The organism is Gardnerella sp. DNF00753, from assembly GCF_049244275.1.
Classification (GTDB): domain Bacteria; phylum Actinomycetota; class Actinomycetes; order Actinomycetales; family Bifidobacteriaceae; genus Bifidobacterium; species Bifidobacterium greenwoodii.
Genome location: NZ_CP058393.1, coordinates 1,041,540 through 1,065,500, shown reverse-complemented (window position 1 = coordinate 1,065,500; position 23,961 = coordinate 1,041,540). Strand labels below are relative to the sequence as shown.

At 42.4% G+C, this 23,961-nt stretch carries 16 protein-coding genes and 1 tRNA gene; 10 read left to right on the top strand and 7 right to left on the bottom strand.

Annotated elements, in window-relative coordinates:
* Positions 1–294: 294 nt before the first annotated feature.
* Positions 295–2,424, top strand: a complete 2,130-nt coding sequence (locus tag HXT33_RS04425) for an LTA synthase family protein (protein WP_421786709.1) — start codon at positions 295–297, stop codon at positions 2,422–2,424.
* Here the strand turns inward: HXT33_RS04425 and purD are convergent.
* The 6 genes from purD to purT form a co-directional block, all read right to left on the bottom strand.
* Positions 2,421–3,692, bottom strand: coding sequence for a phosphoribosylamine--glycine ligase (gene purD / locus HXT33_RS04420; RefSeq protein WP_421786707.1), 1,272 nt, complete (start codon positions 3,690–3,692; stop codon positions 2,421–2,423). The genes HXT33_RS04425 and purD overlap by 4 nt on opposite strands.
* Before the next feature lie 18 nt (positions 3,693–3,710).
* Positions 3,711–4,745, bottom strand: a complete 1,035-nt coding sequence (gene purM / locus HXT33_RS04415; RefSeq protein WP_421786705.1) for a phosphoribosylformylglycinamidine cyclo-ligase — start codon at positions 4,743–4,745, stop codon at positions 3,711–3,713.
* A gap of 79 nt (positions 4,746–4,824) precedes the next feature.
* Positions 4,825–6,312 (bottom strand): amidophosphoribosyltransferase, encoded by a 1,488-nt coding sequence (gene purF / locus HXT33_RS04410; RefSeq protein ID WP_421786703.1) that lies wholly within the window; start codon positions 6,310–6,312, stop codon positions 4,825–4,827.
* A 99-nt stretch (positions 6,313–6,411) separates the two neighbouring features.
* Positions 6,412–10,167: a phosphoribosylformylglycinamidine synthase gene (locus tag HXT33_RS04405; protein ID WP_421786701.1), complete on the bottom strand. Its 3,756-nt coding sequence runs from the start codon at positions 10,165–10,167 to the stop codon at positions 6,412–6,414.
* 179 nt (positions 10,168–10,346) lie between these two features.
* Entirely contained in the window at positions 10,347–11,129 is a 783-nt protein-coding gene (purC, locus tag HXT33_RS04400; RefSeq protein ID WP_116794145.1) for a phosphoribosylaminoimidazolesuccinocarboxamide synthase, read from the bottom strand.
* A 165-nt stretch (positions 11,130–11,294) separates the two neighbouring features.
* Entirely contained in the window at positions 11,295–12,587 is a 1,293-nt protein-coding gene (purT, locus tag HXT33_RS04395) for a formate-dependent phosphoribosylglycinamide formyltransferase (protein ID WP_421786698.1), read from the bottom strand.
* Positions 12,588–12,745: 158 nt separating this feature from the next.
* On the opposite strand from purT, the gene HXT33_RS04390 reads away from it, so the two are divergent.
* The 6 genes from HXT33_RS04390 (at position 12,746) to HXT33_RS04365 (ending at position 19,494) form a co-directional block, all read left to right on the top strand.
* Positions 12,746–12,821, top strand: a tRNA-His gene (locus tag HXT33_RS04390).
* 394 nt (positions 12,822–13,215) lie between these two features.
* A complete protein-coding gene (locus HXT33_RS04385; protein WP_421786696.1) occupies positions 13,216–15,978 on the top strand; it encodes a DNA translocase FtsK 4TM domain-containing protein in 2,763 nt (920 codons plus the stop codon).
* A gap of 79 nt (positions 15,979–16,057) precedes the next feature.
* Positions 16,058–16,741 carry a CDP-diacylglycerol--glycerol-3-phosphate 3-phosphatidyltransferase gene (gene pgsA / locus HXT33_RS04380; RefSeq protein ID WP_004137507.1) on the top strand — a complete coding sequence of 228 codons (684 nt, stop codon included), beginning with the start codon at positions 16,058–16,060 and terminating at the stop codon, positions 16,739–16,741.
* Positions 16,738–17,394 (top strand): CinA family protein, encoded by a 657-nt coding sequence (locus tag HXT33_RS04375; RefSeq protein ID WP_004137505.1) that lies wholly within the window; start codon positions 16,738–16,740, stop codon positions 17,392–17,394. Before pgsA ends, HXT33_RS04375 begins: the two co-directional genes overlap by 4 nt.
* A gap of 223 nt (positions 17,395–17,617) precedes the next feature.
* Positions 17,618–18,760: a recombinase RecA gene (gene recA / locus HXT33_RS04370; protein WP_004137504.1), complete on the top strand. Its 1,143-nt coding sequence runs from the start codon at positions 17,618–17,620 to the stop codon at positions 18,758–18,760.
* Positions 18,761–18,789: 29 nt separating this feature from the next.
* Positions 18,790–19,494, top strand: a complete 705-nt coding sequence (locus HXT33_RS04365; protein ID WP_004137502.1) for a regulatory protein RecX — start codon at positions 18,790–18,792, stop codon at positions 19,492–19,494.
* Between the two features lie 93 nt (positions 19,495–19,587).
* Here HXT33_RS04365 and thrC read toward each other — a convergent pair whose 3' ends face one another.
* A complete protein-coding gene (gene thrC, locus HXT33_RS04360) occupies positions 19,588–21,117 on the bottom strand; it encodes a threonine synthase (protein WP_004137501.1) in 1,530 nt (509 codons plus the stop codon).
* A 113-nt stretch (positions 21,118–21,230) separates the two neighbouring features.
* On the opposite strand from thrC, the gene HXT33_RS04355 reads away from it, so the two are divergent.
* From HXT33_RS04355 to nadD, 3 genes are read left to right on the top strand one after another with little or no spacing between them, the layout of a single operon-like run.
* Positions 21,231–22,565, top strand: coding sequence for a glutamate-5-semialdehyde dehydrogenase (locus HXT33_RS04355; RefSeq protein WP_421786693.1), 1,335 nt, complete (start codon positions 21,231–21,233; stop codon positions 22,563–22,565).
* A 38-nt stretch (positions 22,566–22,603) separates the two neighbouring features.
* Positions 22,604–23,134 carry a phosphoribosylglycinamide synthetase gene (locus HXT33_RS04350; RefSeq protein WP_119521656.1) on the top strand — a complete coding sequence of 177 codons (531 nt, stop codon included), beginning with the start codon at positions 22,604–22,606 and terminating at the stop codon, positions 23,132–23,134.
* On the top strand, positions 23,124–23,933 hold the full coding sequence (nadD, locus tag HXT33_RS04345) for a nicotinate-nucleotide adenylyltransferase (RefSeq protein ID WP_004137491.1): 810 nt from the start codon (positions 23,124–23,126) through the stop codon (positions 23,931–23,933). Before HXT33_RS04350 ends, nadD begins: the two co-directional genes overlap by 11 nt.
* Positions 23,934–23,961: the final 28 nt, after the last annotated feature.

The window sequence follows — 23,961 nt, the reverse complement described above, 5'->3', positions numbered from 1 at the left end:
TTAACTACGTGCAAACAACTTTTAAAGTGAACGATACTCGCAATATTTCACCCAACTGAAATATAGTTTATGTATCTTAATTTTTTCTTAATATTTGCTTTAGTTTTTATAGTTTTTACTGTTCTAATCGTAGTTGCCGAAACATATATTGTAATCCACCGGAAGTATGAAAAATATCAGCATGTCGAGCTACTTGTACTAATAAATATGCAAGTATGACGATAGCAATAACTACAATAATCAATTATTGTGCATGTATAAGGATTCGTTTAGCTAGCAACGATTGGAATTATTATGGATGAAATTGCGCTGGAGTCTTCAAAAAGCGAGAAGGAAGAGGGTGACTATAAGGGGGAAGACTCTAAAGAGCAGAGTAATTCCAAAAATTTCTTTTCATCTTTGCTAAAGATATTAAATAAGCATCAAATAGCTATTCCGCGCTGGCTTTATATAGTATTTTTCGTTCTAAATAGCGTTGGAATGATGGTTATTTTTCAGATGGGCGTGCAAACAGGCTCTCGCAGCCAGGTTTTGAATGGTCTGATTGAAAATATTACGCGAATGTTCAGCAACATTTGGGAAAATTTAAACTTCATATTTGTGCTTAATTTGCTTATTTTTGCGGTTATTTATGGATTAATTATTATTCTTACTAACCGCTTTTGGCTTACTTCAATGGTTTTGATGTCTCTTTGCATAATTATTTCGATTATTGAGTACATGAAGATTTTTGTGCGAAATGAGGCAATTCTTCCTGCTGACCTGAATTTTTTGCAAAGCGATACTGGTAATATTTCAACATTTTTGCCGCCTAATGCTGGTCGCGTTACTTTATACGCAATAATTTGCGTGATTATTTTCGTTGTAGTTTTTATGACGATTCATTTATTAGATAAGAATCGTGGAAAAGTAGTTTGGTTTGAAGACAAGCGTTTGCGCTACGGCTTTAGAGCTGGAATTTTTGTGCTGATTTTCGCATCTTTCTCCTGGTATGTTGCTTCTGTTGGCACTGTTGGTTCTGTTGCTAATTCTTTTAACCAATTTATGGGCGACCATCCTGCAATGTGGGATTCTGCTTACGATGCGCAACTTAACGGACCAATAGTTGCTTTTACTAGGCAGGTTAATCCAAAAATTATGTCGAAGCCTGCAAACTATAGCGAAGAAACCATGAAACAAGTGGTAGCTCGCTACGAGAAAGTAGCTAAAAAACTTAACGCTTCTCGTAAGAATAAAATAAATAACAGTACTCTCATTGTTATTCTTTCTGAATCTTTTGCAGATCCTTCACGCGTTCCTGGAATTTCTTTTAATAAGGCGATTATTCCTTTTATTGACAGTGTGAAAAAGAATACGGATAGCGGTCTTATGCTTTCTTCCGGCTACGGTGGAGGAACGGCAAATCTTGAATACATGACTATGACCGGTTTAAGCATGGTTAATTTTGATCCTTCGCTTACAAGCCCGTATCAGCAGCTAGTTCCTAAAAAGTCGTGGACTCCAACAATAAACCGTTATTGGAACGATGGTAAAAGCTCTTTGGCTTTCCACCCGTTTGAGCCTTCCATGTATTTGCGCGCTAAGAATTATAAGAAGTTCGGTTTTACTAAGTTCTATTCTTTGCGCAAGCCGGATGTTATTAAGTATCAGAAGCGTATTGATTTAGCGCCGTACGTGTCGGATGATTCCGCATATTCCAGCGTTTTAAAATCTATTTCGCGCAAGTCTTCTCCTGATTTTATTCAGCTTGTTACAATGCAGAATCATATGCCTTATAACGATTGGTATAAGAATAATGATTTTAAGGTGTCTTCTACTGATTCAAGCAAGCCTTTGGGTGAGGAAGAGGCTTCTATTATTCAAACATACGCTAAAGGCGCAAATTATACGGATAAAGCAACTTCTAAGTTCCTTAATAATCTGAACAAACTCAATAAGCCTGTAACCGTGTTGTTCTATGGTGATCATCTTCCTGGAGCATACTCTACAGCTAGTGCGGATAAAAATAATTCTCTTATTTTGCATTTAACAGATTACTTTATTTGGTCAAATAAGGCTGCTAAAGAAAATCTTAAATCTTCTAAGAAGATTCACGCAAAAACAGAATCTTATTCTTCTCCAAACTTCTTTATTTCCCAGGTTGCGCGTCATATGGACGCCAAGGTTTCGCCGTATGTTGCTTTCCTCACAAAGCTTCATAAGCATATTAGTGCAATGGAGCCGCCTGTTGTTAACACCATTCAAGGCTGGGATAGAATCCCTGAGGGTCAACCAATTTACCTTGATCACGACGGTAAGCCAATGGTTTACTCAGCAATGGATGAGCAAACTAAGCAGCTTTTGGACGACTATAAGCTTATACAGTACGATGTTACAGCCGGAAAGAACTACACTCGCAACACTAACTTCTTTAAGATGCCTTAAAGAAGCGCTTTTGAAGCTATGTCGTGCCTAAAGAACATGTGTGGAAGATTAAGATTGTCCAATATTGCGTAGACGTTCTTTTGCGCATCTTCTACGTCTTCTCCGTGCACTTGTACAAGAGCTACGCGTCCGGAAGAGGTTACAAGATTTCCGGTTTCTTCCTGGCTTTTTACTCCTGCATAATACACGTGTTGACCTTGATTTTCGTCAACAGGAATTTGGGGAAGTGGAGTTCCAGTAACTAAAGTTCCAGGGTAGCCTTCGCTTGCAATTATTACGCCGAGCGTAACACCGGTATTTTGCCACGTAAAAGTTGGTGTTTTATGCTGCAAAATATTCCATATTGCATCCCCAAAATCTGAAGTAAGGCGAGGAAGCACAACCTCAGTTTCTGGGTCTCCAAAGCGAGCGTTAAACTCAATAACTTTAGGACCTGTTGCTGTATCAATCAAACCTGCATAAAGTATGCCTGTAAAAGGCGTTCCTTCTTTAGCTAAGCCTTCAACAGTTGGTCGCACAATTTCGTTAATAGCGCGCTCAACTGTTTCGTTACTGATTTGCGGAACTGGGCTGTATGCTCCCATTCCGCCTGTGTTTGGTCCTTTATCTCCGTCGTAAGCGCGCTTATGATCTTGTGAAATTGGCATAACCCAAAAATCAGTGCCGCTTACAAAACTCATAAGCGAAAACTCTTGACCTTGCAAAAATTCTTCAATAACAACTTTTGCTCCGGCAGATCCAAAACGGTGATCAACGAAAATATCTTCCAAAGCATCGAGAGCAGTCTGCTCATCCATAGCAACAGTTACGCCTTTTCCTGCGGCTAAACCGTCTGCTTTAATAACAATTGGAGTACCATGCTCAAGCACGTATGCGCGTGCTGGTTCCAAATCGTCAAAAGTTTGGTAGGCTGCTGTTGGAACGTTGTGGCGATGCATAAGCTTTTTTGCAAAGTCCTTAGAGCCTTCAATTTGAGCCGCAGCCTTGTTTGGCCCAAAAGCTGGAATGTTATTGGCTTCAAAATCGTCCACGATTCCGTTCATAAGCGGCACTTCTGGGCCAATAAACGCAAAGTCGTAGTTGTGCTCTTTAACGAAGTTAATAAGAGCTTCGTGATCCGATTGGCTTATGTTTACGGTTTTAATTCCATCTGCTGCAATACCCGGGTTTCCAGGCGCAACAGTTACTTCTTCAACGCTTTTGCCTTTAAGAAGTGCGTGTGCAATAGCGTGTTCTCTAGCGCCGGAACCAACAACTAAAACTTTCATTTTTTGTCCTTTATAGTTTTATTGCAACTCAACTGCAGCGTTTTCGCGTTCAATCATTTTGCCAATAACATAAGCTGTTTCATTATTTTCGCTTAGTGTGCTCAGTGCTTCTTCGGCCTTGTTTTCATCAACCGCCAAAACCATGCCGATTCCCATGTTAAAAACGTTGAACATTTCTGCATGATTAACGTTTCCAGCTTTTTCAATAACGTCAAAAATAGGCGGAACATTCCAGCTTGACGTATCGATTTTTGCGGCCAAATCATCCGAGTACATGCGTGGAATATTCTCAATAAATCCGCCGCCTGTAATGTGAGCCACTCCCTTAATAAGATGCTTTGCAAAAAGCGGTTTCAAAGCTTTTACATAAATTCGCGTAGGTTCGAGCAAAACTTCGCCAATAGTTTTTCCATCTAGCTCTTCAAGTTTGGTGTTTACGTCGTAGCCTGCTTCTTCAAACAAAGCTTTACGCACAAGCGAGAAACCGTTCGAGTGAACTCCAGAAGAAGGCAAACCAATGAGAACGTCGCCAGAAGTAATAGTGGAGCCGTCAACAATATTTGAGCGTTCTGCAACGCCAACTGCAAAACCTGCAAGATCGTACTCGTCCTGTGCATACATTCCAGGCATTTCAGCAGTTTCTCCGCCAATTAAGCCTGCTTCTGATTGAACGCAACCGTCTGCAACTCCTGCAACAACCTGCTCAAGTAGTGCAGGATTATTCTTTCCGCAAGCAATGTAGTCAAGGAAGAACAGTGGTTCGGCTCCTTGCGCTGCAATATCGTTTACGCACATAGCAACGCAATCAATGCCGATTGTATCGTGCTTATTCATCATTTTGGCAACCATAAGCTTGGTTCCAACGCCATCCGTTCCAGAAATAAGCACTGGCTCTTTGTAGCCAAGGGACGCCAAGTCGAATAATCCACCGAATCCGCCGATGCCACCCACAACGCCTGGACGTTTCGTGCGATTTACATGCGATTTAATACGACGTACTACTTCGTATCCTGCTTCTACGCTTACGCCAGCTTCATCATATGCGTGTGGCATGTTGATTCCTTTCCTAAGTTGTTATAAGTATTTTCTTAAATTTTGTTAATAAATTGCCGTAAATCAGTAAAATATTAAGTTATATAAGGTTTTCGTGTGAATATTTACTGTGCTTCCTTACTTCCTGCAAATGCTCGCGTTCTTCAGGAGTAAGTGAAGCCAAGAATTCTTCGCCGTAATCATCCAGTGCAGTAGGGTAGTCGCCATTAAAGTATGCAACACACAATCCGCCATAAGGAGCAGGCTTATTTAACCCAATTGAGTCAACTAAACCGTCCAAAGACAGGAACGCAAGAGAATCAGCATCAATATACTCGCGAATTTCTTCAACTGAATGTTTTGCTGCAATAAGTTCCTTCGTAGTTTGAATATCAATACCGTAGAAGCAAGGATATTTAAGAGGTGGGGAAGAAATACGCATATGCACTTCTTTAGCGCCAGCTTCTCGAAGCAATTGCACAATGCGCTTAGAAGTTGTGCCGCGCACGATTGAATCGTCAATAACAATAACGCGTTTTCCTTCAACAACACTGCGCACAGCAGAAAGTTTCATGCGCACACCCTGCTCACGCAATTCTTGAGTTGGCTGAATAAAAGTGCGAGCCACATACTGGTTTTTTATTAATCCCATTTCGTTAGGAAGGCCACTTGCTTCTGCGTATCCTGCGGCTGCAGAAAGAGAAGAGTTAGGAACTCCAATAACCATGTCTGCTTCAACAGGGGATTCTTGAGCTAAACGAGATCCCATGCGCTTTCTTGCAGCATGCACGTTAATTCCGTAAATATTAGAATCTGGGCGAGCAAAGTAAATAAACTCCATTGAGCACACTGCTTGTTGCACATGATCCGTGTAGCGCTCAATCGTGTAGCCTTCGTCGTTAATAACGATTATTTCTCCAGGCTCAATATCTCGAATAAATTCTGCGCGAACAATATCAAAAGCGCAAGTTTCAGAAGAAAGAACGTAGGCGCCGTTTTGCATGCGACCAAGAGCAAGCGGGCGGAATCCGTTTGGATCCGTAGCGCCAATTAAAGAATCTTCTGTAAGAAGCAGGTAAGCAAATCCGCCGTGAACAGTTAGTAACGCTTCTTTAAGACGTTCCATAAAAGTTGGTTTATTAGAGCGTCTAATTAAGTGCATTAGTATTTCAGTGTCGGAATTTGAGTGGATAATAGCGCCATTGTCTTCTAAAGAATTGCGTAAGCTTGTGCAATTCGTCAAATTTCCGTTATGAGCTAAAGCTGCATCTCCATCGTGGAAGCGGAATAAGAAAGGTTGAATGTTATCAACACTTCCAGATCCTGCAGTAGCGTAACGCACATGGCCAATAGCATGATTTCCTGTTAAACGTTCCATAACCTGCTCGTTGCTAAAAACTTGCGTAAGTAGGCCTAGTCCGCGATGTCCGTGAAGAGTGCCGTTATCGTTAGATACTATTCCAGCTCCCTCTTGGCCGCGATGCTGAAGCGCGTGCAAGCCAAAATAAGTGAGCCTGGAAGCATCTTTGTGACCCCAAACACCAAACACTCCGCACTCTTCGTGAATGTCCTCAAGCTCTGCAGACATCTTTAACCCCCTTGTAATCGCTTACTTTAATTCGCGAAACTATACTCATTGTTGCACATGCTTCTAATAAGCTAATGTTACGTTTCATGCTGCTCGTACTCACGCCGTGAAGTACTGAACGCCAGCATCAAACAGTGGCTGTTCGTGGAAATCAGGAATGTTCACGTACAAGCCTTCGCCTGCTCGTTCGCAATGACCCATCTTTCCAAAAACTCGACCATCTGGGCTGGTAATTCCTTCAACGGACATAATCGATCCGTTTGGATTCACATTCAAACTCATGCTTGGAACGCCATTACTATCAACGTATTGCGTAGCTACTTGGCCGTTGTTAATAAGCTTTTCCATAACTTCTGGCGTTGCAATAAAACGACCTTCGCCGTGAGAAATAGCAACAGTGTGAATATCGCCAACTTCAGTATTTTTAAGCCATGGAGACATGTTTGAAGCGACTCTAGTACGCACAATTCTGCTTTGATGCCTGCCAATCGTGTTATAAGTAAGCGTTGGGCAGTTAGAATCGATAGGAACAATATCGCCAAAAGGCGCTAAACCAAGCTTAATAAGTGCTTGGAAGCCGTTGCAAATGCCCAGCATAAGTCCGTCTCGATTCTTAAGCAAATCGCGCACAGCGTCAGTCACTTCCGGATTTCTAAAGAAGGATGCAATAAACTTTGCTGAACCGTCCGGCTCGTCGCCGCCGGAGAAGCCGCCAGGAATCATAACAATCTGGCTCTTATTAATCTCCTCAACAAGTTTCTTTGCAGACTCTGCAATATCTTTAGCGCTCAAGTTGTTAATAATAAGCGTATGAGCGTCGGCACCTGCACGCTCGAAAGCAGCTTGAGTATCGTACTCGCAATTATTTCCAGGGAAGACTGGAATAATAACGCGCGGGTGAGAAAGCGGCTTTAGCTTTCCTGTGTGCGCGTGGTTTGTAGTAGAAGCATTATTTTCGTTACTAATAGTTTCTACAATCTCACCAGGCTTTTTATATGGGAAGATTGAGGAAAGTTCGCTTTCCCAAATCTTTTGCAAATCGCTTAAATCAACTTCTTCGCCATTTGCGGAAATAATTGCGTAATTCTCAGTCGTTTCGCCAATAATCTCAACGTCAACCAAGTTTGTGTTATCTGAAGATGGAACCTCAGCGTTTTCTTTAAGCTCAACGTAGAAGCTTCCGTATGCTGGCTTAAATAAATCATCGTTGCTTAAATTATTGAATAATTTAAGACCAATATGATTTCCAAGCGTCATCTTGAATAAGATTTCCGCGCTCGCACCGTAGCCAGGAGTTGCAACAGCAAGAGCTTGCTTGTTCTTCGTAATATTTTCGATTAATTCAAGAGTTTTAAGGAAACTTTCCTTTTCTGGAGTAATTCCGTCGGATTTATATTGTGGAGCAATTCGCAAAACCTTATGATTTACGCCCTTAAATTCTGGCGAAACAGTTAAACGCGCGTCTCCAGTAGAAACAGCAAAGGAAATTAAAGTTGGTGGAACATCCAAATTCTCAAAACTGCCGCTCATAGAATCTTTGCCGCCAATAGCGCCAACACCAAAATCAAGCTGAGCGCTTAAAGCGCCAAGAACTGCTGCAGCTGGCTTTCCCCAACGTTCTGGAACATCGTGAGGCTTGCCAAAATACTCTTGCAAACTCAAGTAAGCACGTTCGCGCGTGAAACCGCTTGCTGCTAGCTTTGCCAATGATTCAACAACCGCAACATAAGCTCCAGTAAACTGATTATTTTCCATCAAATACGGATTAAAGCCCCAAGCCATTGCGGAAGCAGTGTTTGTTTCGCCAAATACTGGGAATTTAGCAACCATAGCTTGAGCTGGAGTAAGCTGACGACGACCGCCAAAAGGCATAAGCACAGTTGCTGCACCAATTGTAGAATCGAAGCGTTCTGCCAAACCCTTGTTTGAAGCAATATTAATGTTTGAAACAAGTAAGCGCATACGTTCAGTGAGAGTCAAATTAGACTGATCCTGCCATGGGTTCGTATAAGATTTTCCACTTTCAATATGAAGAACCTGCTGTTTTGGAGCACCGTTAGAAGCCAAGAATGCGCGGCTTAAGTCCACAATGGTTTTTCCGCGCCAAGTCATGCGCATACGGGCTTCTTTGGTAACAGTCGCAATGATTTCTGCTTCCAAATTTTCTTCACGAGCATACTTCAAAAATGCTTCAGCATCATTGGCAGCAACATCAACAGCCATGCGCTCCTGGGATTCAGAAATAGCAAGCTCAGTGCCGTCAAGACCCTCATACTTTTTAGAAACCTTGTCGAGATTAATAGTTAAACCGTCCGCAATTTCGCCAGTTGCAACAGAAACGCCGCCCGCACCAAAATCATTACAACGCTTAATAAGCTGGCAAGCATCCTTGCGGCGGAAAAGTCGCTGCAATTTGCGTTCAATAGGAGCGTTACCTTTTTGAACTTCTGCTCCACATTCTTCAATACTTTCAACATCCTGCGCTTTAGAAGCGCCGGTAGCTCCGCCAATTCCGTCGCGTCCAGTTCGTCCGCCAAGAAGAATAATCACGTCTCCTGGAGCAGGAGTTTCCCTGCGCACATGGTCGGCTGGGGTAGCGGCAACAACCGCACCAACTTCCATACGTTTTGCAACATAGCCCGGGTGGTATAACTCGTGCACTTCGCCGGTAGCTAAACCAATCTGATTTCCATAAGAAGAGTAGCCTGCTGCAGCAGAAGTTACAATCTTTCGCTGTGGAAGCTTACCGTTTAAAGTTTCACTAATAGGAGTACGCGGATCTGCAGCGCCGGTTACGCGCATAGCTTGGTAAACGTAGGAACGTCCAGAAAGAGGGTCTCGAATGCAGCCACCAATGCAAGTTGCAGCGCCACCAAAAGGCTCAATTTCAGTAGGATGATTATGCGTTTCGTTCTTAAACAGGAACAGCCAATCCTCATCGTGGCCGTTTACATCAACCTTAACTTTTACAGTGCAAGCGTTAATTTCTTCCGACTCATCCAAATTTTTAAGCTCGCCAGTATGCTTCAAATATTTAGCGCCAATAGTTGCCATATCCATTAAGCAAACAGGCTTATTTTCGCGATTTAACTCTTTTCGCAAATCAAGATAACGATTAAACGCTTCTTGAACTGTGCTATCGTCAATCGTAATATTTGTAAGCTCAGTGCCAAAAGTAGTATGACGGCAGTGGTCGGACCAGTACGTATCAATAACGCGCATCTCGGTAATAGTAGGATTGCGATTTTCTTCCCTAAAGTATTGCTGGCAGAACTTTGCGTCAGCCAAATCCATGGCCAAACCGCGATCGTCAATAAACTTTTGCAATCCAGCTTCATCTAAACTGTTAAAAGTATCAATTACTTCAACGTCTGCAGGAACTACTGTTTCTCGCTGCAAACTTTTTACTTCGTCAAGTGATGCTTCACGCGCCTCAACAGGGTTAATAACGTAATGCTTAATAGCATCCATGGCTTCTTCGTCAAGATTGCCTTTTAACGCAATTACTTTAGCAGTGCGCACAGTTGGGCGCTCGCCTTGACTAATAAGCTGAATGCACTCGCTTGCGGATTGTGCGCGCTGGTCGAACTGACCAGGCAAAAATTCAACAGCAAACACGTGCTCGCTTGTTTCAATAGGCAAATAGTCGTAGGTTTTATCAACCGGTGGCTCGCTTAATACAGTTCGAACAGCAGTATTGAACAAATCTTCGTCAATACCTTCTAAATCGTATCTGTTGATAATTCGTGCGGAAGTAATCGCGCTTATGCCAAGAATTTCCTTAAGCTCATGTAAAAGTTGCTGAGCTTGAACGTCAAAACCATTGCGTTTTTCCACATATACGCGAAATACCACGAGAAACCTACCTTGTTGAAAGTGCGGTATGAGCAGTGTTTGTTATGGGCTTTTAAGTTATAAATTGTGGGTTAAGTTATGTGTTAAGTTGTGGCTTAAATTATTGGTTAAATTATTGGTTAAATTATGTAAGAATGTGTGTGGCCCGCACCCCTAAAGGCACGAGCCACAACAAAATCTTATCGGTTCACACAATCATCTGGTTTGCGCACGCAAAAGTCTAAACCTTCGCTTTTTGCTAAGTTTTCCAGCCTGCTGTGAATCTCTTCATAAGCTGGGATTATGTCTCCCAAATCGCGTCGGAATAAGTCTTTATCCAAATGACTTACTCCATCCGTACCAGCATTGCGCTTATCCCAAAGTCTGCAAGTATCAGGCGTAATTTCGTCCGCAAGAAGAATATTACCTTGCGCGTCCACACCTTCTTCAATCTTGAAGTCAACAAGCTGAACATCAATCTTGGAGAAAATATCAAGCAAAGCATTGTTTACAGCGTGAGCTTGGCGAGTAATTTCCGCCATCTCTTCGTCTGTGGCTAAACCTAAAGCCACAACACCTTCGGGGTTAATAAATGGATCGCCAAGTTCGTCGGACTTTACGCAGAACTCCAACAATGGCTTCTTTAATGGGGTTCCTTCTTTAACGTTGTAACGTTTTGCGAAAGAACCAGCGGCAGTATTGCGCATAATAATTTCCAGAGGGAACATGCGCATACGCTTTACGAGTTGTTCAGTATCGGAAATACGTCCGAGGAAGTGGCTTTTTACGCCGCGCGCCTCAAGTAAATGGAATAGTAAAGAAGTAATCCGGTTGTTTAAACTGCCTTTACCGGCGATCTGAGCTTTCTTCAGACCGTTACCAGCGGTTGCCTGGTTCATATATTCAACCCAGAGCACATTGGTGTCATCGGTAGCGTACAGTTTTTTGGCTTTGCCTTCATACAACTTGTTAAGTTTTTCCATGATATGCCCTCTCTTACGTGCATTCATAGTTGTAGGCGCAAACCAACAGTATTTGTAGGTTTACCTGACCTTGGCCAGCACGATTAGCGTAACAATTGTTACCTACAAAATTTCCGGCAAATATTGCTGAAGTGCAATATAAATTATTGTTTAATACCTTTATTTTCAAAGTATTTCAGCATTTGAACTATCCGTATGCAATGCTTTTATAATGCGTGTCGCATTTTTTCTTGCTTCCTCTTGACCAGATCCTGTAGCAAGAGCCACGGCCATACGTCTGTGGCCGTGAACTGCAGGCTTAGCAAAAATACGCAAGCCGCTTCTATAATTTTCGTCCGAGCTTAAAGCCTTGGGAATATTAGTAAATCCAACTTCTCCTTCGCCCTCAACAACAATCGCATGACTTGCAGCAACCTCGTTATCTTTTAACGAAAGAGAAGTGTAGTTTGCTGTAACAGGCACGCCTAAAATAGCGAGCACATGAAGAGCAAACTCGCTGTAATGCTGCGAAATCATAGTTACCATGCCAGTATCGTGTGGACGAGGTGAAAGCTCATTAAATAACAGTGAGCCATCTTTTAATACAAATAACTCGACTCCATAAACGCCCCAACCGGTTTCGTTAGAATCGTGAGCAATATTTGTTAAACCTTCTACGGCGCGTTGTGCAATATTTTTCGCATTATTTCGTATGTTTTCCGGAATATTCGCAGGCTGCCAAGATTCTCTATAATCGCCATCTTGCTGACGCTGAGCAATTGGTTCGCAAGTAGTAATTCCTGCGCAAGAGCTTATTGTAAGAACTGTAAGCTCGTAGTCAAGCGGAGCTAAAGCCTCAACAATAACGCGAGAACACTCGTTTTTGTGGCCGGCTGCCGCACGTCTTCCATGCTGAGCCTCGTCCCACGCAGCTTTAAGCGCTTCCGGGCTTTTAACTATAGACTGGCCGTGTCCGGAAGAACTCATAACAGGCTTAACAACGCAAGGGTAGCCAACGATTTTTGCGCCGTCGTCTAATTCCTCGTACGATGACGCAAAACGGTATGGGGTGGTAGGCAAACCTAAATCTTCGTGAGCAATCCTACGCAAGTGCTCGCGATCCATTGCAATTGCTGCAATATCTGCACTAGGAACAACCTGGATTTTATTATTCGCTGCATTCTTTAAAACTTTAGTTGCGATTGCTTCAACTTCCGGAATAATAATGTCAGGTTTTACGTTTGAAATAAGTTCTTGCAATTCTTGCGGATTTGACATATCTAGCACTCTGTATTCGTGAGCTATTTGCATAGCAGGAGCGTTCTTATAACTGTCTGCCGCGCAAACGCGCACGCCTAATCGCATAAGCTCAATCGCAATTTCCTTGCCAAGTTCGCCTGAACCTAGAAGAAGTGCTGTCAGATTGCTACTGTTTTCAGTTACGCCAAATATGCGCTGATTTTGCTCAGAAAAACTCATACGTCTATTGTTGCATTTGCTATTGTCTAGCTGGGGATTAGTTTTAATATGCGACGCGCCGAAGTGTGTTGCTCTGGCGGAAATCTAGAAAATCGTGTATAGTATTCCTCTGTTGTGTGATTCGATTCGTTTATTCGTTTATTCGTTTCATGCGCATGGTGGCTATAGCTCAGTCGGTAGAGCATCTGATTGTGGTTCAGAAGGTCGCGCGTTCAAGCCGCGTTAGCCACCCCACTTAAACGGCTGGTATGTACCTGCCGTTTTTTGTTTTAGACGCACTTTTTGCCTATAACCACGATTACTCCCAAACACTGTTAAAAACTCAGTCAACGAACTGAGAAAATAACGGTAATTGCCTAAACACCGTTACTAACTCAGTCATCCGACTGAGAAAATAACGGTAATTGGCGAAACACCGTTACTAACTCAGTCAACGAACTGAGAAAGTAACATTCATATGTTACTGGTGCAGTACGTAGACTGCGTTAGCAACGAATAAGTGGGGTGAGCGGCAACAGCTTCATTTCAATAACCTCAGCCTATGGAGTAAACTGGTATGGTTACACATATATGTTGTTGTTGATGACGACTTTCGTACTAATAGCACATGGTGCAGAAGGAGTATTGTATGGCTGGTAAGGCAGCGCCTAAGGAACCATGGTGGCAGACAATGCTTCTGTTTGTGCCAAGACTTTTAGGCAAAGCAGTTCGCTCACTTTTTGGGGTAGGTGAATACGATGAAGCTTACCGCAGAGACGGCTTATGCTTTGTTATGCTAATTCTTGCCGTATTATTCTGCGCTTCTGAATGGTTTCATGTAAGCGGTTTTATTGGCGTTGGCTTGCATATTTTAGCTTCGGGTGCTCTTGGCGTTATGAGCGTCGTGCTCCCTGTGTGGCTAAGTATTATTGCTTTTCGCTTAATGCGAAATAGTGGAGCAAAATCCGGGAATCATCGAGTTGTTTTTGGTTTTATTATTCTTCTGTGCTCAATATGCTCTATTCTCGATATTTCGCTTGCGTCTAAAAGTCACGCGTTCGATTTTGAATCAGTTAGAAAAGCGGGAGGATTGCTAGGTTTTGCTTTAGGTTCTCCACTGTCTTGGGGTTTTTCTCGCGTATTTGCTCTCATAATTTTCGTAATCATCTCTATTTTTGCAGTTTTAATGATTGCTCGTCTTCATGTAAGTGATATTGCAAACTGTGTTGCGTCAATCTTCTCAAAGAAAAACAAGAAAAATGCGCAGGATGGGGATTCTTTAGACGAGTCAGATGAATCAGACGAATCAGACGATGCGAATGAATCAATTAAATCAGGTAAAGCTAAGGATTCGTATGAAGATGAGCCTTTGGAATTTGCCGAAGGTGTGCCAACGCACGACGGAAAATCTTCTAAAAAAGAAAGCGCTAATTTAGGCGCAGCTTACTTGCTGAAATTGTGGAAATCGCTATTTAATCGCAAAAATAAAGAAAAAGACAATACTTTGCTTGACGAATATGCTGGAGATGACGCATTTTCACATGCTGCAGCCGTTAATGCAGAAACAAGTGAAAATCTTGAGCGTGTTAAACCTCAACGCGTTAGAACAGTAAGCAATGTTGAAGGCTACAGTGAGAATTATATTCCTGTAAATACTAAAGATTCTTCAGATTCTTCGCAATCAAATAATGATGAATCAAGCAATAATCCTAGAAGTGCTTCTTCTTCGCCAATACTAACTTCTGCAGAAACCTTGCCTAAAGCTCCTATGAGCGGTTCTGTTGATTCTGCTAAAGATCCATGGTCTAGTATTCCAGCGGAGCAAATGGATCAATATAGAAAAGATCAAGAAAACGAGGATAATTTAGCTGACGAAAGCGCTAAAAATAATCTAAACTCTTCTGAAGATTCTGCTTTGCAACCGTACATGCTTCCTGATTTGAACATTCTTGCTCATGGAAAACCTCATGCTGCTAGAACTCAAGCAAACGATAACGTTATTCGTGCGCTAACTTCCACTTTTGAACAGTTTGACGTCGATGCTCGGGTAATCGGTTTTCTTAGAGGCCCATCTGTTACGCAGTACGAGGTTGAGCTTGGACCTGGTGTTAAGGTTGAAAAAGTTACGAATTTGCAAAAAAATATTGCATACGCTGTAGCTAGTACGGATGTGCGTATTTTGTCTCCAATTCCAGGAAAATCTGCTATTGGTATTGAAATTCCAAACGTAGACCGCGAGATTGTGCATTTGGGAGATGTTCTGCGCTCGCAAAAAGCTCTTAACGATCCTAATCCTATGCTTACAGGCGTCGGAAAAGATGTTGAGGGTCATTTCGTAACGGCTGCTCTCGATAAAATGCCGCATTTGCTTGTTGCTGGCGCTACTGGTTCTGGTAAGTCTAGTTTTATTAACTCAATGCTTACTTCGATTATTATGCGTGCAACTCCTGAGCAGGTTCGAATGATTATGGTTGATCCTAAGCGCGTGGAGCTTTCTGCGTACGCTGGTATTCCGCATTTGCTTACGCCGATTATTACGGATCCTAAGAAGGCGGCTCAAGCTCTTGAGTGGGTTGTTAAAGAGATGGATGCTCGCTACGATGATTTGCAATTCTTTGGTTTCCGTCATGTTAAAGATTTCAACAAGGCTGTTCGTGAAGGCAAAGTTCATGCTCCGGCTGGCTCTGAGCGAAAAGTTGCCCCATACCCATATTTGCTTGTGGTTGTGGACGAGATGGCTGATTTGATGATGGTTGCTAAGAACGATGTGGAAAGTTCTATTCAGCGTATTACTCAGCTTGCTCGAGCTGCAGGCGTGCATTTGGTTCTTGCTACTCAGCGTCCGTCTGTTGACGTTGTAACCGGCTTGATTAAGGCGAATATTCCTTCCCGCTTGGCTTTTGCTACTTCATCTGCAACAGATTCCAGAGTTATTCTCGATACTGTTGGTGCAGAAACCTTGATTGGTCAAGGTGACGCTTTGTTCCTTCCAATGGGTGCTGCAAAACCTCAGCGTGTGCAGGGCTCGTGGGTGAGTGAGTCGGAGATTCGTAAAGCTGTGGAATACGTGCGCACTCAGCGTAAGCCAAAGTATCGTGAAGATATTGAGCAGATGGCTCAAAAAGCTGATGCTCAAGCTCAAAGCAAGCTTAAAACTAGCGATATTGGTGATGATATGGACGAGTTGCTTCAGGCTGCTGAGCTTGTTGTTAGCTCGCAGTTCGGCTCTACTTCAATGCTTCAGCGTAAGTTGCGCGTTGGTTTTGCAAAGGCAGGTCGACTTATGGATTTGCTGGAATCTCGCGGCGTTGTTGGACCTTCTGAGGGTTCTAAAGCTCGCGAAGTTTTGGTTCAGCCGGAAGATTTACCAAAAGTTTTGGCATTTATTCGTGGCGAGTCTGACTCGTTGTAAAATAGTGTTATTGTGTTGCACAACTATGTTGGGTGGCGCGCTAGAAGTTTTTAGTTTGCGATAAGATAAAGGTATGCGTATGAAGAAGAATGCTAAGTCTTCGTTTTTTGAAGGCTGGAATTGTGCTCCAAATATCGTAACTTATGTGCGTATTGCGTTGGCAATTGTTTTTATTGTTTTATATTTGCTTGCAGGCGAGTGGGGTCATAACTCCGTACCAATGCGTTGGGCGGCGTTTGCTGTGTTCCTTATTGCGGCGGTTACAGATAAGCTTGATGGTTGGTTAGCTCGTAAATATAATCAAGTTACTAAATTAGGTAAGTTGCTTGATCCAATTGCAGACAAAGTGTTAATTTTGGCAGCTCTTGTGATTGCTTCTATTTTTGAAGAAGTTATTTGGTGGATTACAATCCTGTTCTTAATCCGTGAAATCAGCATAACAATTGTTCGTTTCTGCGTTATTGGCCGAAATGGTAGGGTTATTGCCGCTTCTTCTGCAGGAAAGTACAAGACTTTAACTCAGGTTATTGGTCTTGCAATGATTATTGCTCCTATGGCTGTTATTTTTAATACTCAAGTTACGCCTCCATGGTGGCTTACGCTTTACTATTCTGTAGCTTTTGCTTTGCTCGGTATTTCTTTGGGCTTTGCTTTCTACTCTGCAGTGCTGTACGTGTACAGTGCTTTCTTTGAGAAGGATTCTGTTGATGATTCTCAAGCAGATAAGCAAGTTAATGAAGCTCCATTGCCTCCGTTGCAATGAATAATTCTTCTCCTGTGTCTCTCAAAAACCTAGCTGCGCGCATATTATCTAATAGCGTTCAGCTAGGTTTTCATATTGCTGCTGCCGAATCTTTAACAGGCGGTTTACTTGCAGACGCTTTTGTTTGCGTTCCTGGAGCTTCTCGCGTATTTTGTGGCTCTGCTGTTACTTACGATATTCACGCTAAAGCTAAAATTTTAGGTGTCGACGCTCATCTTTTACAGACAGAAGGTGCGGTTTTTAAGGATGTTGCTATGCAGATGGCAGTAGGGGCGTCTCGCATATACCGTGGTGCTGGTTGGGAGTATGAAGATGAGTCTTCGGCAGAGTCTTCGTCAGATTCTAGCTTTCCAATAATTGGTCTTTCAACAACCGGAGTTGCAGGGCCTGGACCGGACGGAAGTAAACCTGCTGGATTGGTTTATGTTGGCGTTTTGCTTCCTGAATCTTTTAATTTGCGCGATTTGATTTTGCAAAAATCTAGTGAGCTTCTTGACCTGGATTGTGTTAGCAATATGTGGGATTACATTTCTAAAAAAGATGTTGTTCTTGTTTTTGAACTTAATTTAGAAGGTAGTCGTGAGCAAGTGCGTAAATCTACGGTACATAATTTGCTTAAAATTTTAGATTATTTACTGTCTGTATTCGAGTAATATTTGAACTTTTGGCTGATTTACAAGCAAGACACGCAGTATCGAACAAATGTTCGTATTTGTAGTATACTTGAGATTGTTGAGATGATTGCAGCGCGCTCAAGCGTCATGCTGAATATTTAGCTTTAGCTTTTATCCACATTGCTCAAAAGCGCTTGCAGCAGCATTGCGTGTCGAACTAATGTCGTTCGATACATAACGGCATGCGAAAGGAGTAGCAAACATGGCGCAAACAGCAAAAGGTAAAAGCACTGTTGATCGTCTTATTGATGCAGATAAGGCAGATCCTCGTCGTCAAGCCGCGCTGGAAACTGCATTAGCTAATGTTGAAAGACAATACGGAAAAGGTTCTGCAATGCGCTTGGGCGATAGGCCTATGCAAGATGTAGAAGTGATTCCTACAGGTTCAATTGCTTTGGATACTGCTTTGGGTATTGGTGGTGTTCCTCGTGGACGTATTGTTGAAGTTTACGGTCCAGAATCATCTGGTAAAACAACTCTTGCACTGCATATTGTTGCTAATGCTCAAAAAAACGGTGGAGTAGCAGCGTTTATTGATGCAGAGCACGCTTTGGATCCTGTGTACGCTAGAAAACTCGGTGTAGACACTGATGCACTTATTGTTTCTCAGCCAGACAACGGTGAGCAGGCGTTGGAAATTGCGGATATGCTTATTCGTTCTGGAGCTTTAGATGTTATTGTTGTTGATTCTGTGGCAGCTTTAGTTCCTAAGGCTGAAATTGATGGAGATATGGGAGATAGTCACGTTGGTTTGCAAGCTCGCTTAATGAGCCAGGCTCTTCGTAAAATGACTGGCGCTCTTTCTCAAGCTGGAACTACCGCTATTTTTATTAATCAGCTTCGTGAAAAAATTGGCGTATTCTTCGGTAATCCTGAAACAACTACTGGTGGTAAGGCTTTGAAATTCTACGCGTCTGTGCGTATGGATATTCGTAGAGTTTCCACTATTAAAGAGGGCGAAGAAGCTATTGGCAATCGCACTAAAGTTAAGATTGTTAAAAATAAGATGGCTCCGCCATTTAAAACTGCTGAGTTTGATGTTTTGTACGGTGAAGGTATTTCCACAGAAGGTTCTGTTATTGACATGGGCTTGCAGGCTGATGTTATTAAGAAATCCGGTTCGTGGTTTACTTACGAAGGTGAGCAACTCGGTCAGGGTCGCGAAAACGTTCGTAAATTCCTAAAAGATAATCCAGCTATTACTGAAGAAATTAGCGAAAAGATTAAGGCAGCATTAGGTTTAATGCATCCAGATGATCAATTTGCTGAGGATCCAGAATTGGATCGTGCAGATGAATCTTCTGATGCTAAAAGTTCTACTGCAAAATCTTCAGCAGAAAAGTAATAGAAGATTAGCGTATAAAGCGAATTGATATGGTGATTAGTGTAGCGAGTTTTCTTCGCAATCATCCAGTAACGCTTACTAGAGAAGGTGATGAAAGTAATGACATCACTCTTAATACTCGTAAGCGCACATCGCGTAAATCATCACGTTTAAGCGCAAAAACTAATACAAACAACATGCCGTATGTAAAAGGCGCTAACAAGTGTGATTTAAACGATAAGAATTTCGCAAGTGACGAGCTTTGCGCGAGTAGCAAGACTTGTGAAGGTGATGAAGATGATTGTAGGGAAGCAGCTTTAAGACTTTTAGACTATGCTCCTCGCTCTGTAATAGATATGCGTCAGCGTCTTAAAGAAAAAGGCTACTGTGAAGTTGTTGTTGACTCGGTTATTAACCGTTTAATTGAACTGCATCTTCTTGACGACAATCAATACGCTCAAATGGTAATTCGCTCTTGCGTAGCACGGCTTCTTGGTGCTAGAGCTACACGCATGGAATTGCATCGTAAGAATGTTGATCCTGACGCTATTTCGAAATGCGTGGAGTTAGCTCAAAACTCTGGAGTATTTACTGAAGCAGCTTGGGAGCTTGGCAGAAAAACTGCTCAACGTACTAAAAATCTTGAGCCTTTAGTTAGAAGACGCAGATTTTTTGCAGCTGCTGCTAGAAAAGGGCATGATTTAAGCGTTATTAACGAAGTATATGCCGCTTTGTTTATAAGTGATAATGAATAATAAAAGAGGCTGGTTTCTAATAATCCAGCCTCTTTTTATTGTTTTTACTATTTTACTATTTACTGTTTTACTTTTCCCTTACCTAAATCACGTTCATTTAGCGAAATTATTCGCCTGCGTTTGAACATAGCTAGGCATTTGTGAAATATCAATAACATCAGTAAAACGTGGCGTCTTATTTTCAAGTTCTCTAAGCATGCTTGGAGCTTTCGTTCCTGTTGCTTCACTAAGAGCATCCATGCATTGGAAATCATCCATATCTTTCACATTCTTAAGTCCTAAAGCTTCAGACACTACGCGCGGGAACTTATAAGGGCTTGCAGTGCTTAAAAGCACTCGCGGCACGCTTTCATCATGCGGAATATGCTGCATAACAAAGTATCCGCAAGCAGTATGCGGGTCAATAACATACTTGTACTTGTTCCAGCAGTCAGAAATAGCTTCGCGAATCTGATCCTCATTTGCCCAGCCGCAGCCAAAAATAGCTCGTATTTTTGCAAGCACGTTTTCTGGAATCTCAAAAGCGCCCCACTGGGCTAAATCATTCATAAGCATTTGTATTAAACGCGTGTCTTTATTGCACATGTAGTAAAGCATGCGTTCCAAATTAGAAGAAACCAAAATATCCATAGAAGGAGCAACAGTGTGATGGAATGGGCGCTGACGGTTATAAGTTCCGCTTACCAAAAAATCGAATAAAACATTATTGCTATTGCTTGCAACAATAAGATGTTTTACAGGAAGACCAAGCATTTTTGCGTAATATCCAGCAAGAATATCGCCAAAATTGCCGGTTGGTACGCAAAACTCAACTTCGTCGCCAAGAGCTATTGCTTTACGCTCAACAAGCTGCTTATAAGCCGCAAAATAATAAACAACTTGCGGCACGAGTCGTCCAACATTTATTGAATTAGCAGAAGATAATTCAGTGTTCGAAGATTCTTCAATATTTTTATTAAGCTCACTATTCGTGAAAATCTGTTTTACGCCAGTTTGAGCATCGTCAAAATTGCCTCGGACTGCGCAAACTTGCACGTTTTTACCAGCTTGAGTTGTCATTTGTAATTCTTGAACACGGCTAACTTTTCCTTCTGGGTAAAAAGTAACCATAGAAGTGCCTGGAACATCGGCAAAACCAGCCAAAGCTGCTTTTCCAGTATCTCCAGAAGTTGCAGTCAAAATCATAACATTCTGATTATTGTTTGATTCAGATTTTTCGGTTTTGTTTTGGCTGCGGCTCATAAGCTGTGGAAGCATTTGTAAAGCCACGTCCTTAAAAGCGCAAGTAGGACCGTGGAAAAGTTCCATAACAAAATCGCGAGTATTTCCAAGCTGACGAATTGGAGTAATGTCGCAATTAGACCATTGGTCTGCGTATGCAAGCTTTACGCAATCAGAAATCTCTTCTTGAGAATAATCAGGAAGCAAGATTTGCAAAATATCTTTAGCTATTTCCTGGTAGGATTTTCCTTGCAATTTAGAAATATCGTAACGTGTGCTGCCAAGAGTGTCGGCTACAAATAATCCGCCGTCTTCGGCAATACCTTGACGAATTGCCTGTTTAGCAGTGCAAGTTGGAGTAGTTGCGCGCGTGCTATGAAAAATAGCTGTATCTTCTGCCATAATGTCTCCGTAACCGAATAATCATATGGAATATTTGTGCAAATTATGCATCGTCTTATAAAAATATGCTACCCGAAGCGCTGGGCGAACGGGCGTGTGCTAATCTCATATTTATGACAACTCTTGATTCTAAACAGGAAAATAAAGCCAATAATCTACAAGGGGGAACGTTGAGCGTTGACGATTTAGTTAATGGGCGTGCGGATTTAGCAAGGCTTGCCTGGCGAGATTTTTCCAAAACGGATACTAGAACAAAAAATGAGCTTCTTGAAAAAATGGCGGACGCTTTGGATTTAGCAGCTTTAGATATTGCCGCCGCTAATGAAAAAGATCTTAAAGAAGCCGAAGCTAAAGGAATGGATGCTGGAAAGCTCGACAGGCTTAAATTTGACGAAAAGCGTGTGAAAAATTCTGCTCAAAGCGTAAGAAAAATTGCGCAATTGCAAGATCCTGTAGGAGAAGTTGTTCGCGGATACACTCTTCCTAATGGTATTAAACTTTCGCAAGTTCGCGTGCCAATTGGCGTTATGGGAATGATTTATGAGGCTCGCCCAAACGTCACTATTGACGTTGCAGCTTTGTGCTTAAAGTCTGGTAATGCTGCAATTTTGCGAGGCGGAAGTGCGGCTCAAAATACGAATCAAAAAAGCATTGAGATTATTGGAAGTGTGCTTAAAAAAGCCGGTTTTAGTGCAGATTTAATTCAGTCTGTTGACGATTTAGGTAGGTCGGGGGCCACGGCCATGATGCACGCGCACGGTCATATTGATGTTCTAGTTCCGCGCGGTAGTGCGAATCTTATTGCTACTGTTGTTAAAGAGTCTACAGTGCCGGTTATTGAAACTGGTGCTGGAAACGTGCATATTTATGTAGATAAAAGCGCTGATATTAAAAAAGCTATACCGATTGTTATTAACGCAAAAACTCAGCGCGTAGGCGTGTGTAATGCGGCAGAAAAATTATTGGTAAATCGCAATATTGCGCAGGAATTTTTACCGCAAGTTGGCGCTGCTTTAGCTGAGCATAATGTTATTTTGCATGCTGACGATAAATCTTACGAAATTTTGCAATCTGCTAATATTGCAGGTTTACAGCTTGAGCATGCAACTTGCGAGGATTGGAAACGCGAGTATTTGTCGCTAAATATGGGCGTAAAAATTGTGGACGATGCTTTTGATGCTGCAAATCATATAGCGAAGTATTCTACAGGGCATACGGAAACAATTATTTCTGAAGATTACGAAACGATTCAAAGTTTTATTGCGAATGTTGATTCTGCAGTGGTGATGGTGAATGCTTCAACGCGCTTTACAGATGGTGGAGAGTTTGGTTTTGGAGCTGAGCTTGGAATATCGACGCAAAAATTGCATGCAAGAGGTCCTATGGGATTGCGTGAGATGACAACAACCAAGTGGATTGGCTACGGCAGCGGTCAGATACGCGAGTAGTACTGGTTTTGATAGTTACGTGGCGGTAAGGTAAGAGTATGCCTAATGATATGCCTAAGAATGATGTGAATATAACTCCGGCTGAAGCGCTTAATATTGCGGCTGAGCGTTTGTCGATTGTGCGCTATGTGTTTTTGGTGCAAATTGAGGATGGTATTGCCTCCGCGCAACAGCGTTCCTCGCTTGAATATGCGGATGCTGTGCTTATGGGATGGCCGGATGCTGATGCAAATGACGTAACGCTTCCTGAAGATGATGCGTTTTCTAGCGTTCTTGAGCAAATGGGTCGAATGGAAAAGAATATTCGTGAATTTAGTTCTTTAGAGCGCAATAATGATGTTGATTCAATGACATCGATGCTTGTTAAAATCACTGAATCTGTGGCAAAAATTCGCGGCACGTATCAGCCTGATTTCCCTCTTCCAACTTTTGCTGAAATTCAGCGTGTTGTTAAGGACGAGTGGGATGAGGAGATGGGGAATATTAACCCAGATAGTGCGAATGATGCTTCTGGTGTAGTTAGTGAAACTGAGGCTGAAGATAAGGAATCTGAAGCGAATGAGTCCTGAAAATAACACAGATGCTCAGCGGCGAATGTCTGACCTGTTTCAAGGTTCGTTTACCGGAAAAGAAGCGGCTCCTCCTGCGGTAGCAACTTCTATGCGAAAGCGCACTTCTGCACGCGGTAACGTTCATGAGCGTCAGCGTATTGGCATTATGGGTGGAACTTTTGATCCTATTCATAACGGCCACTTGGTTGCGGCTTCTGAAGTTGCGTGGGTTTATGATTTGGACGAGGTTATTTTCGTGCCAACTGGTAGGCCTGTTTTTAAGCTTGATAAAAAAGTTACGAATGCTGAGGACCGTTATTTAATGACGGTTATTGCAACGGCTTCTAATCCTAAGTTTACTGTTTCTAGGGTTGATATTGACCGTCCAGGAGTTACTTACACTATTGATACTTTGCAAGATATTCACGCGCAGCATCCGGATGCGGAGCTTTTCTTCATTACTGGAGCGGACGCTGTGGCGGAAATTATGCAGTGGAAGAATGCGCGCGAAATGTGGAATTTGGCGCGATTTGTGGCTGTTACCCGCCCGGGGTATTCTAGGCCGGAAAAGTTGGAGTCTAATTTGCCTTTTATTACTAGGCAGCTGAATGTGAACAGTGCTGGAAATGTTGCAAATTATGACGATATTGTTCACTGTGATTCTGAACATTTGCCGGTTGATATTTTGGAGATTCCAGCATTGTCGATTTCTTCTACGGATGTTCGCCGTCGCGCTGAGCATGGTGAACCAGTATGGTATTTAGTTCCAGATGGAGTTGTGCAGTACATTGTTAAGCACGGCTTGTATAGGTCGTGACTATTTACTTTTTCGGCTTGTCGCCGCA